The organism is Pseudomonas sp. FW300-N1A1 (assembly GCF_058789115.1).
This window is the reverse complement of the sequence record NZ_JBYTBK010000012.1, coordinates 87,127-100,251: the sequence shown is the minus strand read 5'-3', so window position 1 is coordinate 100,251 and position 13,125 is coordinate 87,127. Positions and strand designations below refer to the sequence as shown.

General features: G+C 59.7%; 11 protein-coding genes. 9 read left to right on the top strand and 2 right to left on the bottom strand.

Features of this window, described 5'->3' with window-relative positions:
- Window positions 1-15: 15 nt before the first annotated feature.
- Window positions 16-1,929 carry a sigma-54-dependent Fis family transcriptional regulator gene (locus AC3WQN_RS11410; protein ID WP_103400409.1) on the bottom strand — a complete coding sequence of 638 codons (1,914 nt, stop codon included), beginning with the start codon at window positions 1,927-1,929 and terminating at the stop codon, window positions 16-18.
- A gap of 302 nt (window positions 1,930-2,231) precedes the next feature.
- Here AC3WQN_RS11410 and exaC point away from each other — a divergent pair, with 302 nt between their 5' ends.
- The 9 genes from exaC to AC3WQN_RS11365 all read left to right on the top strand — a co-directional run bounded on the left by exaC (window position 2,232) and on the right by AC3WQN_RS11365 (window position 11,759).
- Window positions 2,232-3,752 carry an acetaldehyde dehydrogenase ExaC gene (gene exaC, locus AC3WQN_RS11405; protein ID WP_103400410.1) on the top strand — a complete coding sequence of 507 codons (1,521 nt, stop codon included), beginning with the start codon at window positions 2,232-2,234 and terminating at the stop codon, window positions 3,750-3,752.
- Window positions 3,753-4,062: 310 nt separating this feature from the next.
- A complete protein-coding gene (gene eat / locus AC3WQN_RS11400) occupies window positions 4,063-5,433 on the top strand; it encodes an ethanolamine permease (RefSeq protein ID WP_103400411.1) in 1,371 nt (456 codons plus the stop codon).
- A gap of 102 nt (window positions 5,434-5,535) precedes the next feature.
- A complete protein-coding gene (locus AC3WQN_RS11395; RefSeq protein ID WP_103400412.1) occupies window positions 5,536-6,930 on the top strand; it encodes an ethanolamine ammonia-lyase subunit EutB in 1,395 nt (464 codons plus the stop codon).
- An 11-nt stretch (window positions 6,931-6,941) separates the two neighbouring features.
- Entirely contained in the window at window positions 6,942-7,766 is an 825-nt protein-coding gene (eutC, locus tag AC3WQN_RS11390; protein ID WP_103400413.1) for an ethanolamine ammonia-lyase subunit EutC, read from the top strand.
- Between the two features lie 129 nt (window positions 7,767-7,895).
- Window positions 7,896-8,357, top strand: coding sequence for a GNAT family N-acetyltransferase (locus tag AC3WQN_RS11385; RefSeq protein WP_095080534.1), 462 nt, complete (start codon window positions 7,896-7,898; stop codon window positions 8,355-8,357).
- Between the two features lie 248 nt (window positions 8,358-8,605).
- Complete coding sequence (locus AC3WQN_RS11380; RefSeq protein ID WP_095145379.1) at window positions 8,606-9,262, top strand: DedA family protein; 657 nt, start codon at window positions 8,606-8,608, stop codon at window positions 9,260-9,262.
- A gap of 5 nt (window positions 9,263-9,267) precedes the next feature.
- Window positions 9,268-10,080, top strand: coding sequence for a M90 family metallopeptidase (locus tag AC3WQN_RS11375; RefSeq protein WP_103400446.1), 813 nt, complete (start codon window positions 9,268-9,270; stop codon window positions 10,078-10,080).
- Between the two features lie 175 nt (window positions 10,081-10,255).
- Entirely contained in the window at window positions 10,256-10,783 is a 528-nt protein-coding gene (ppa, locus tag AC3WQN_RS11370; protein ID WP_095145377.1) for an inorganic diphosphatase, read from the top strand.
- Between the two features lie 229 nt (window positions 10,784-11,012).
- Window positions 11,013-11,759 (top strand): XRE family transcriptional regulator, encoded by a 747-nt coding sequence (locus AC3WQN_RS11365; protein WP_103400414.1) that lies wholly within the window; start codon window positions 11,013-11,015, stop codon window positions 11,757-11,759.
- Between the two features lie 361 nt (window positions 11,760-12,120).
- Here AC3WQN_RS11365 and AC3WQN_RS11360 read toward each other — a convergent pair whose 3' ends face one another.
- A complete protein-coding gene (locus AC3WQN_RS11360; RefSeq protein ID WP_103400415.1) occupies window positions 12,121-13,014 on the bottom strand; it encodes a helix-turn-helix transcriptional regulator in 894 nt (297 codons plus the stop codon).
- Between the last annotated feature and the right edge of the window lie 111 nt (window positions 13,015-13,125).

Genomic DNA, 13,125 nt, shown 5'->3' with positions numbered 1-13,125 from the left:
TCAAGGCCGTACTCTCTACCGCGTAATCCCATGCTTACGCAGCTTTCTATAGAGTGTGTTACGGCTGACCCCCAGCTGTTCGGCGGTATGGGTCATGTGCCAGCGCTGTTGCTCCAGGGCATTGAGCAGGGCCAGGCGCTCGGCATCGTCCAGTGGATGCTCCGACAGTGCCTCGGCGACCAACGCCACCGCGGGTCGGGCCTGGCGGATGATTGCCGGCAAGTCCTCCACCCTGATTCGCCCGTCCTCACACAAGGCCGCCAAGGTCCTTAACACGTTGCGCAACTGACGTACGTTGCCCGGCCAGTCAAATCCCAGCAGGGCCTGGCGCGCCGCGGCCTCGATCACGATCCCTTCACCCCCCGCTTCTTCGGCCAGCAGGAAATCCAGCAACAGGGATTTGTCCGTTCGTTCGCGCAATGCCGGCAGCGCGACTTCCAGTCCATTGAGCCGGTAATACAGATCTTCGCGGAAGCTACCGTCCTGCACCCGCCCCAGCAGATCTCGGTGGGTCGCACTGATGATCCGCACGTTGACCGATTCCGGCTCACCCCCGATCGGGACCACCTGGCGGTCTTCCAGCACCCGTAACAACCGGGTCTGCAAGGCCAGGGGCATGTCGCCGATTTCATCGAGGAACAAGGTACCGCCATCGGCCTGCTGCAACTTGCCGCGCATGCCCTCTTTGCGCGCACCGGTAAAGCTGCCGCCGCGATAACCGAACAGTTCGCTCTCGATCAGGCTTTCAGGGATGGCCGCGCAGTTGAGGGCGACGAAGGCCTTTTCGGCACGCTGACTGGCCTGATGCACGGCTTTGGCGAAAGCCTCCTTGCCGGAGCCGGTTTCGCCATTGATCAGCAGCGGCACATCACGCTCAAACACCCGCAAGGCTTTGCGAAAGTCCGCCTGCAAGCCTTCGTCGCCCAGGCAAATACCCGCCAACGCCGAACGTTCAGGGGCCACCGCTGCCGGCATCACCGGCACCGGAGCACGGCGCGTCTGCCCCCGCACCACGGCAAACAGATGCCGCCCGTCGCGGGTGCGCAACGGCCAACTGGCACTGGCATTGGCGCTTGCCCGGCCCAACAGATCATCCAGTGAGCAGTCGAAAAACGCCTCCACCGGCTTGCCCAGCAGCCCGCCGCGAATATGCCCCAACAGGTTCAGCGCACTCTGGTTGACCGCACTGATCCGCCCTTCCCCATCGAACGCTAGTAGCCCTTCACTGAACAACCCCACGGACTCGGCCTGCAGGTGAAAACGCAGTAACCACTGGTTGTCGAAATAGCGCAGGAAGTAGCAGCTCTCGATCATCTTCGCCGAGAGGTTGACCAGCGCCATGGTGTGGAACTGGCTCTGGCGCGAGACATCGTGGCGCGCCGACGACACGTCGAGCACCGCCAGCAGTTCGCCATGGGGATCGAACACCGGGCTTGCCGAGCAGGTCAGTCCCGTGTGGCGACCGCGAAAGTGTTCATCCTGGTGAATGGTCAGCGACTGGCGCTCCACCAGGCAGGTGCCGATGCCATTGGTGCCTTCGCAGGCCTCACTCCAGTCGGCGCCCAGCCAGAGACCGGCGCGCTCGAAGATCTTGCGTTCGGCGGGCGCCGTGACGCAGTTGAGGATGACCCCGCGGGCGTCGGTCAGGAGCACCGCGTGGCCGGCTCCGGACAATTGCTGATGCAGGCTGTTCATTTCGCCACCGGCAATGTGCAGCACTTGCTGCAGGCGCTCACGACTCTCAAGCACGCGACCGTGCTCAAGCACCGTCGGTGCCATGGTCAGGGCCGGGTCGAGGTGATAATCCTCAAGGCAACGCAGCCACGAACGGACAATGGACGGATCACTGCCCGGCCCATGCAACTGGTGCTTGCCTTGAGTGACGGTCAGCACTTGCCGGGCATGGCGACTCAAATGGTTGTCGTGCATTTCTTATTGTTCTCCCCGGGGCTGGTAGGCCTTGTGTGAGGTGACGCCCAGCATCCTCCAGCCTCAACCGTATTACAATGCCGGCCTGACCTGCCAGTCACAGGCTGTGCCACAAGCGGTACAAAGTGTCACAGGCCTTGTACCGCATCCGTCACAGGCCCTGATGACAGCACCTTCAACAACTACGTAACCCCTTGATTTACCTGACCTGCTGCGCAGTGGCCCGACCTTTGCTTTACGCTTATACAAGCGCTTATTGCGCGTACTCCCTTATAAGCACAAAAGCCAAGGAGACACTCATCATGCGTTACGCTCACCCCGGTACTGCAGGCGCTATCGTTTCGTTCAAGAGCAAATACGGTAACTACATCGGCGGCGAGTTCGTCGCGCCTGTCAAAGGCCAGTACTTCACCAACACCTCGCCGGTCAACGGCCAACCGATTGCCGAATTCCCCCGCTCCACGGCCGAAGACATCGAAAAGGCCCTGGACGCTGCCCACGCAGCCGCCGATGCCTGGGGCAGCACTTCTGCCCAGGCGCGTTCGCTGGTGCTGCTGAAAATTGCCGACCGCATCGAACAGAACCTGGAAGTCCTGGCAATCACCGAAAGTTGGGACAACGGCAAAGCCGTGCGCGAAACCCTCAACGCCGACATCCCGCTGGCCGCGGATCACTTCCGCTACTTCGCCGGTTGCCTGCGGGCCCAGGAAGGCAGTGCTGCGGAAATCGACGGCAACACCGTGGCCTATCACATCCATGAACCCCTGGGCGTGGTCGGGCAGATCATCCCGTGGAACTTCCCGATCCTGATGGCTGCCTGGAAACTGGCTCCGGCCCTGGCGGCCGGTAACTGCGTGGTACTCAAGCCCGCCGAGCAAACGCCGCTGGGCATCACCGTGCTGCTGGAGCTGATCGGCGACCTGCTGCCACCCGGCGTGCTGAACGTGGTGCAAGGGTTCGGCAAAGAAGCCGGCGAAGCCCTGGCCACCAGCAAGCGCATCGCCAAGATCGCCTTTACCGGCTCGACGCCGGTCGGCTCGCACATCATGAAATGCGCTGCTGAAAACATCATTCCGTCCACCGTGGAACTGGGCGGCAAATCGCCGAACATCTTCTTCGCCGACATCATGCAGGCCGAGCCGGCCTTCATTGAAAAAGCCGCCGAAGGCCTGGTGCTGGCGTTCTTCAACCAGGGCGAAGTCTGCACCTGCCCGTCCCGCGCACTGGTGCAGGAGTCGATCTACGACGAGTTCATGAAAGTGGTCATGAACAAGGTCCTGCAAATCAAACGTGGCGACCCGCTGGACACCGACACCATGGTCGGCGCCCAGGCGTCCGAGCAGCAGTTCGACAAAATCCTCTCGTACCTGGAAATCGCCAAGGGCGAAGGCGCCGAACTGCTGACCGGCGGCAAGGTGGAAAAACTCGAGGGCAACCTGGCGAGCGGGTATTACATCCAGCCGACCCTGCTCAAGGGCACCAACAAAATGCGTGTGTTCCAGGAAGAAATCTTCGGCCCGGTGGTGAGCATCACCACCTTCAAGGACGAAGCCGAGGCCCTGGCCATCGCCAACGACACCGAGTTCGGCCTGGGCGCCGGCCTCTGGACCCGCGACATCAACCGCGCCTACCGCATGGGCCGCGCCATCAAGGCCGGCCGTGTGTGGACCAACTGCTACCACCTGTACCCGGCGCACGCCGCGTTCGGCGGTTACAAGAAGTCCGGCGTCGGCCGTGAGACCCACAAAATGATGCTCGATCACTATCAGCAGACCAAAAACCTGCTGGTGAGCTACGACATCAACCCGCTGGGCTTCTTCTAAAAACCGGGGGCGGTGCAGTTAACGCTGCACCGCCCTTTCGATAGTCATCGCGAGCCGGCTCGTTCCCACAGGTTTTTGTGGTGAATCGACTTTTTTGAAGACCTGACACAGAGCCCTGTGGGAGCGGGCTTGCCCGCGAAGGCGTCCTTAATGACACAACACCCAAGGCCTGGCCGCTCTGGCACGGGCTTTGCGTACCCGCCATTCAGGATCTGCAAGAAAACCGCCGCTGCGTGAACAGCACCCACTCACTCAAACAGCCACACCGAAAGTCCACCAGATCCAACAATAAAAAAGACAGAGAGGACTTATGACTTCCACCACACAACTCAAACCCACACTCGGCACCCTGCACCTATGGGGCATTGCCGTCGGCCTGGTGATTTCCGGCGAATACTTCGGCTGGAGTTACGGCTGGGGCACCGCAGGCACCCTGGGTTTTCTCGTCACCGCCCTGATGGTGGCGACGATGTACGCCTGCTTCATCTTCAGCTTCACCGAATTGACCACCGCCATTCCTCACGCGGGAGGCCCCTTCGCCTACAGCCGACGGGCATTTGGCGAAAAAGGCGGCCTGATTGCCGGGATCGCCACCTTGATCGAGTTCGTGTTCGCCCCGCCGGCCATCGCCATGGCCATCGGCGCCTACCTGAACGTGCAGTACCCGGAACTGGACCCGAAACTCGCCGCAGTCGGCGCTTATTTCGTGTTCATGACCCTGAACATCCTGGGCGTCAGCATTGCCGCAACCTTCGAACTGGTGGTGACCGTGCTGGCCGTGGCCGAACTGCTGGTGTTCATGGGCGTGGTAGCGCCGGGCTTCAGCTTCAGTAACTTCGTGCTCAACGGCTGGTCCGGCTCCAGTGAATTCACCCTGGGTTCGATCCCCGGGATTTTCGCGGCGATTCCCTTTGCCATCTGGTTCTTCCTGGCCATCGAAGGCGCGGCCATGGCCGCCGAAGAAGCCAAGGACCCGAAACGCACCATTCCACGGGCCTATGTCAGCGGCATCCTGACACTGGTGTTCCTGGCCATCGGCGTCATGATCATGGCCGGCGGCGTCGGCGACTGGCGCCAACTGTCGAACATCAACGACCCGTTGCCTCAAGCAATGAAAGCGGTGGTCGGCAACAACTCGACCTGGATGCACATGCTGGTGTGGATCGGCCTGTTTGGCCTGGTGGCGAGCTTCCATGGCATCATCCTGGGCTACTCGCGGCAGTTCTTCGCCCTCGCCCGCGCTGGTTACCTGCCCCGTGGCCTGGCCAAGCTGTCGCGCTTCCAGACCCCGCACCGGGCAATTCTGGCCGGTGGGGTGATCGGCATTGCGGCGATCTACAGTGATGGCCTGGTCAACCTGCAAGGCATGACCCTGACGGCGGCGATGATCACCATGTCGGTATTCGGCGCCATCGTGATGTACATCATCAGTATGCTGAGCCTGTTCAAACTGCGTAAAACCGAGCCGAACCTGGAACGCACCTTCCGTGCACCGGGCTATCCGATCGTTCCAGGGATCGCGCTGTTCCTGGCGATTGTCTGCCTGGTGGCAATGGCCTGGTTCAATACCTTGATCGGCCTGATTTTCCTCGGTTTCATGGCAGTGGGCTTCATCTACTTCCAACTGACAGCCAAGCAGCGCTCCGACGCACCTGCAGACGCTATGCTCAGCGGCATCTAAATGAACCAATGCCGGGCCAATCCCCCGGCGCACGCACCAAAACAACGCTGCAGGAGCCGGCCAGCCAGCGCCTGCAGTCGATTACCGAGGAGGACACCGCTCATGGCTGCATTTGCCCATACCGTCGGCGCCCTGATCTACCGCTTCGACAACCTCAAGGACGTGATGGCCAAGGCCAGTCCGGCGCGCTCCGGGGACTTCCTGGCCGGCGTTGCCGCACAGAACGATGGCGAACGGGTCGCCGCGCAAATGGCGTTGGCCGACATCCCGCTCAAGCATTTCCTGCAAGAAGCGCTGATCCCTTATGAAGCCGATGAAGTCACCCGACTGATCATCGACACCCACGACGCCGCCGCGTTTGCCACCGTCAGCCACCTCACCGTCGGCGGCTTTCGCGACTGGCTGCTCAGCGACGCTGCCGACGAGCACAGCCTGCGGGCACTGGCTCCCGGCCTGACACCGGAAATGGCCGCGGCGGTCTCCAAGATCATGCGCGTGCAGGACCTGGTGCTGGTGGCGCAGAAGATCCGGGTCGTCACGCAATTTCGCGGCACCCTGGGCCTGCGCGGGCGCCTGTCGACCCGCCTGCAACCCAACCACCCCACCGACGAGCCGGCCGGCATCGCCGCGAGCATTCTCGACGGCCTGCTGTACGGCAATGGCGACGCGATGATCGGCATCAACCCGGCCACCGACAGCATCGCGTCGATCTGCGCGATGCTGGAAATGCTCGACGCGGTCATCCAGCGCTACGAAATCCCGACCCAGGCCTGTGTGCTGACCCACGTCACCACCTCCATCGAGGCGATCAACCGGGGCGTGCCGCTGGACCTGGTGTTCCAGTCGATCGCCGGCACCGAGGCGGCCAACGCCAGTTTCGGCATCAGCCTGAGCCTGTTGCAGGAAGGCTATGACGCGGGGTTGAGTCTCAATCGCGGGACCCTGGGACAGAACCTGATGTACTTCGAAACCGGCCAGGGCAGCGCGCTGTCGGCCAACGCCCACCATGGCATCGACCAGCAAACCTGCGAGACCCGCGCCTATGCCGTGGCCCGGCACTTCAAGCCATTCCTGGTCAACACCGTGGTCGGCTTTATCGGCCCCGAATACCTGTACAACGGCAAACAGATCATTCGCGCCGGCCTGGAAGATCACTTCTGCGGCAAGTTGCTGGGCGTGCCGATGGGCTGTGACATCTGCTACACCAATCACGCCGAAGCGGACCAGGATGACATGGACACCCTGTTGACCCTGCTGGGCGTGGCCGGCATCAACTTCATCATGGGCATCCCCGGCTCCGATGACATCATGCTCAACTACCAGACCACCTCGTTTCACGATGCCCTCTACGCGCGCCAGACCCTGGGCCTGAAGCCGGCACCGGAGTTCGAGGCGTGGCTGGCAAAAATGGGTATTTTCACCCAGGGCGACGGCAAGGTTCACTTCGGCAACGGCTTGCCACCGGCTTTCCGCCAGGCCATGGGGCAATTGGGATGAGTGACGTGCTAATGGACAAACGACCCCTGGATCCGCAAAACCCGTTACTGGAACTGCGGCGCCTGACACCGGCGCGCATCGCCCTGGGACGCACCGGCACCAGCCTGCCGACCGGCGCTCAGTTGGACTTTCAGTACGCCCACGCGCAAGCCCGCGATGCCGTACACCTGCCCTTCGACTCTGCCGGATTGCGCGCCCAATTGGCCGAGCGCGGACGCGACAGCCTGCTGCTGCACAGCGCCGCCACCGATCGCCACAGCTACCTGCAACGCCCGGACCTTGGCCGCAAACTCAGCGATGAATCCGCGCAAAGACTGCGCGAACATGCCGCGAGCACGCCTGGGGGCGTTGATTTGGCGGTGGTGGTGGCGGACGGCCTGTCGGCATTGGCCGTGCATCGACACACCCTGCCGTTTCTGGCGCGCATGGAGGAGCAGACGCAGGCCGAAGGCTGGTCGTTGTCACCGGTGATTCTGGTGGAACAGGGCCGCGTTGCCGTGGCCGATGAAATCGGCGAACGGCTGGGCGCCAGGATGGTGGTGATCCTGATCGGAGAGCGCCCGGGCCTCAGCTCGCCCGACAGCCTTGGTTTATATTTCACCTATAATCCAAAAGTCGGCCTGACCGATGCCTATCGCAACTGCATTTCCAACGTGCGGCTGGAAGGCTTGAGCTATGGCATGGCCGTACACCGCTTGCTGTACCTGATGCGTGAGGCATGTCGGCGACAGCTGTCGGGCGTCCATCTGAAAGATGAGGCCCAGGTGCAGACTCTCGAGTCAAAAAATGACGTCACCATCAAAGGAAACTTCCTGCTAAGCCCGCTGGATGCCTGAACCGAATCCGCATTGCGTTTTAGTTCCGCTTTGAGGCAGAGTCGACGAACGGCCGCCCGAGTCTTGAACCGATTGCCGTCAAATCCACTGGACACTGCCGTCATATCTACAATGAAGTTGAGGCCTAGCATGCGGATTATTCAAGCCACCCTCGAGCACCTGGACCTACTGACGCCCTTGTTCGTCAAATACCGCGAGTTCTATGGCTCGCTCCCCTATCCAGACTCCTCCAGGGCCTTCCTGGAAAAACGCCTTCGACGCAAGGAATCGGTCATCTACCTGGCCCTGCCCGATGATGAGGACAACCGACTGCTGGGCTTTTGCCAGCTGTACCCGAGCTTTTCGTCCCTGTCGCTCAAGCGCGTATGGATCCTCAATGACATCTACGTCGCCGAAGACGCCCGCCGCCAACTGGTCGCCGACAACCTGATGCGCACCGCGAAGAAAATGGCCAAGGAAACCCAGGCCGTCCGTATGCGGGTGTCCACCAGCAGCAACAATGAAGTGGCGCGCAAGACCTACGAGTCCATCGGCTTTCGCGAAGACACCGAGTTCAAGAACTACGTCTTGCCGATCAGCGACGAGCTTTAACGCCTCGTAGCGAGATGGGCGGCTGCGGCGAAGGGACGAGTCCATTCGCCGCAGAGGCTGATGCAATACCTCGGCATTGCCACTGCATCCTCGTAATTCCTCGCTACAAACTCCACACGCTTTTCACTCTTCTGTCCGTATAATTTCGACATCTATGGGCCGTAAGAAATTGTTCACAGCCCTGTAGCCTTACTTTCCAGACTTTCCGCACAGGCTTGCCGAGCCGAGCCGCTACCCAGGTGCCCTCCATGGATTTCAACCCGATCGACCTAATCCTGCATCTCGACGTGTACCTCGATTTGCTGGTGACCAATTACGGGCCATGGATCTACGCCATTCTGTTTCTGGTAATTTTTTGCGAAACCGGCCTGGTGGTCATGCCGTTCCTGCCGGGCGATTCGCTGCTGTTCATCGCCGGCGCCGTCGCGGCCGGTGGCGGCATGGACCCGGTGTTGCTGGCCGGCCTGCTGATGCTCGCGGCGATACTCGGGGACAGCACCAACTATGTCATCGGCCGAACGGTGGGCGAAAAGCTGTTCAGTAATCCAGACTCGAAAATCTTCCGTCGGGATTACCTGCAACAAACCCACGACTTCTATGACCGGCACGGTGGCAAGACCGTGACCCTGGCCCGTTTTATGCCGATCATCCGGACCTTCGCACCCTTCGTCGCCGGCGTCGCGAAAATGCCTTACCCACGCTTCTTTGCGTTCAGCGTGTTCGGCACCCTGCTGTGGGTTGGCGGCCTCGTCACCCTGGGCTACTTCTTCGGCAACGTACCGTTCATCAAGCAAAACCTGTCGTTGCTGGTGGTGGGCATCATCCTGTTGTCCCTGGTGCCGATGATCATTGGCGTCATTCGCAGCCGCCTTGGCGCTTCGAGTTCCAAAGCCCAGTCGCGCTGATGCCCATGGGACTCCTCAGTACCTGGCGTCGCCAGCGCACACTGGCCAAGCACCCCGTGACCGATGACACCTGGCAGCGAGTGCGCCAGCACCTGCGTTTTCTCGACGGCCTGAGCGAGGCCGAAGACCAGTGGCTGCGCGAATCCTCCGTGCTCTTCCTGCAAGACAAGCACCTGACCTGCCTGACCGGCGTCGAGCTGCATAAGGAACAGCGCCTGCTGCTCGCCGCCCAGGCCCAATTGCCGTTACTGCACCTGGGGGACTTGAACTGGTACCAGGGCTTTCATGAAATCGTGCTCTATCCCGATGACTTTCTCAGCCCCCAGCGTCATCGCGATGCCAGCGGTGTCGAGCACGAGTGGGATGGCGAACACAGCGGTGAAGCCTGGCAGCAGGGCCCGGTCATCCTGGCTTGGCCGGGGGTCATGGCCAGCGGTGGCTGGGAAGGCTACAATCTGGTGATCCATGAGCTGGCGCACAAGCTCGACATGCTCAATGGCGACGCCAACGGCTTGCCTCCACTGCACAGCGACATGCGGGTCAGTGACTGGGCCAGGGTGATGCAACATGCCTACGACGACCTCAACCGCCAACTCGACCACAACCCTGACGCCGACACGCCGATAGACCCCTACGCCGCGGAAAACCCGGCGGAGTTCTTCGCGGTCACCAGCGAATACTTCTTCAGCGCCCCGGATTTGCTGCACGCCACTTATCCACAGGTGTATCAGCAGCTACAGCTGTTTTATCGCCAGGACCCACTGGCCAGGCTTGTGCGCCTGCAAGCCGGGCATCCGGACTATCAGGCACACGAGTAAGGTTCTCGACCTTGGTCCACGATCTTGATCCACGACCTTGGTCCGCGATCTTGGTCTATGACCTAGCTCCATACGACCTCCGGTACGTGGCACCGGCGGCGGAATATGCCTATAATCGCCGCCACTTTTTGGTCAATCCGGCCAGTCATCTGGCCACTTACGGGGGCACCGCCCAATGAGCTACAGCAAGATTCCGGCTGGCAAAGACCTGCCGAACGACATCTACGTCGCGATCGAGATTCCGGCCAACCACGCGCCGATCAAATACGAAATCGACAAAGACAGCGATTGCCTGTTCGTTGACCGTTTCATGGCCACCCCAATGTTCTACCCGGCCAACTACGGTTTCATCCCGAACACCCTGGCGGACGACGGTGATCCCCTCGACGTACTGGTAGTCACCCCTTATCCGGTTGCTCCAGGCTCGGTGATCCGCGCGCGTCCAGTCGGCATCCTGAACATGACCGACGACGGCGGCGGCGATGCCAAAGTCATCGCAGTCCCACACGACAAGCTGTCCCAGTTGTACGTTGACGTGAAGGAATACACCGACCTGCCAGGCTTGCTGCTGGAGCAGATCAAGCACTTCTTCGAGAACTACAAAGACCTCGAAAAAGGCAAATGGGTGAAGATCGAAGGTTGGGGCGACGCTGAAGCCGCTCGCGCCGAAATCATGAAGTCGGTTGCCGCCTACAAAGGCTAAGCAACAGCGGTCATCCGCACGCTTCAAACACTCGAAAAACCCCGGCTAGCCGGGGTTTTTCATGCGTGTTAAAACATCAACTCACACTTAAAAATAATACAGTTTGGAATAAAGTTTAGTGCCGTTTAGTTCAAGTTAACTCTATCGCTCAAAACAACAGAATATTCCCGCGCAATTTGAACGCCATGTTTATTCAACCGCGCCACATCGGTCGGTAAACTCCGTGTTTATGAAAAAACATCATTGCGGCCCACGCTTCAAGGCACTGCTGAAAGAAGTGGGCATTACCCCTTCCCAGTTTGCGATCTTCTGCAAGGTCGAGCCCCAGCACGTAAACAACTGGTACTTGCGCGGCGTGCCCTACCCACGGCTGGAAGAAATCGCCCGCCTGTTAAGCGTGAACAGTCAGTGGCTGCTGAACGGCGAAGGCCCCAAACACCCCACCTGCGAACCTGCCATCCAGACCAGCGCGGCATGCGACGCCCAGGACACTCGCGAGATCTATCAGGTACATGTTGCACCCCTCGACATCGAACTCCCGCTGTACAAGGAAGTTCCCAAGACGCCCGGCGCCAGGGACACCGAAGTGGCCGAAATACCCGGCACGTTTGTCCGTCTGCCACGCCACTACCTGGAAAGCCTCGAAGTCGAACCGCACCAGGCCATTTGCGTGCCCATGATCGGCGACAGCATGTCGGAGAAAATCGAAGACGGCTCAACCCTGGCCATCGACCGCAGCCTGACCCAAATCGTCGACGGCCAGATCTACGCCCTGAAACATGACGGCATGTTGCGTATCAAATACCTGCACCGCCTCCCGGGCGGCGCCCTACGCCTGCGCAGCCACAACAGCGGCGGCTATCCCGATGAAATCTTCAGCGCAGAACAAATTGAAATACAAAACATCGAAATCCTCGGCTGGGTGTTCTGGTGGTCCACCCTCAACAAACAGCGACCGCCCGTGCCGTTCGGCTGAAGCAACCCAGCCAACGGTTTCGCGCGCTTCTTGCAGAAGCGGACTGCCCGCAAAAACGGTCCCCCCGGCGCAGAGCCTTCACGAGTAAACCCGCTTGATGGCTCTACACCGCAGATCCCACTGGGAATTACCCACAAAAATCAGTATGCTGCGCCCCACATTGGCATCGACCCGCCCAGCGCCGGTCCGATCGCCCCGACAAGGCAGATGACTTTCTCGCCAAGTCCCACAGCCGGACGCAAGATCCGGATGTACGTTTTGAAGGCTGGTACGGTTTACCAAAAATAGACCAAGCCAGTCCCCGAGAAGCCGGCCACAAGCCGGCTTTTTAATGCCCGCGATTTGATATGGACTCAACCACCTACAAGCTTTCCGACTCTTCCATCGACGCCCGAGCCGCCTGCTGATACTGAGTCAGCGGCATGCTGACCAAGGCGACCTTGTGAGTAGGAAAGAAATTTAACTCACCGCTGTGCTCATTTCTCAGAACAATCTTTTCTGGTGTCTGACAATCGGCCTCAAACGTCAATGAAAGTAGGTCGTTCGCCTCGGCACGAAACACCACCTCCGCCCCAGACTCAAGATATAGAAACGTGCACTCAAGCAGTTTGAACGCCTCCTCCTCACCTATAGCGTGCTCTTCGATCTGATCAATGGCGATTTTTTGCAAGGCGTCTGAATAATCGGCCTCAAAGGCTTGCTCATCCCAGAAATAATCGTTGATTGCGCTGTAAACCTCAGGAGATAGCCCGTTGTAGCCATCCCACGTCAAACTCCAACTGTCATCGCTTGGCGTATCAGCAGCATCATCCAGTAATCTGATTCGCTGAACCGCAGCCGGGTTAATCAGCAGTACGCGATTGTTCAGAGTCGCGACTACCAGCCAACCCGATGAACTCACGACTCCTTGTAAATTACGACTAATCCTTGCCTGCTCTCCGCTGGTTACCGGGTACCAGTGATGGTCTAAACGGCTAGGCAACAACACACCTAGATGGCCCCAAAATCCATCGACCATCTGATCGTCTGCAGGCTCCCAATGCTGAGATGATATCCGAGCGCCTCCCGCCTCAAATTCCACCAAATCATCCACGCTCGTACCCACTACAGTGGCAAGGTCTCTCAGCATGGTGAGACTGGGCTCTGCATCGCCCTTTTCCCAACGAGCTATCGCTTGTTGAGAAACACCCAATGCCTTGGCAAGACCCGCCTGCGTGAACCCTATAGCCTTTCGTAAGTCTCTCAATCGCTTCATCGCACCACCACAAAAACAACAAAAAAGAGTTTAAACACTAAAAAAGTGTATTTTCATTTCTGTCTTTTGTAAATGGCCGCTTGAAATCAAATCCAAGAGCAATAAAAAAGG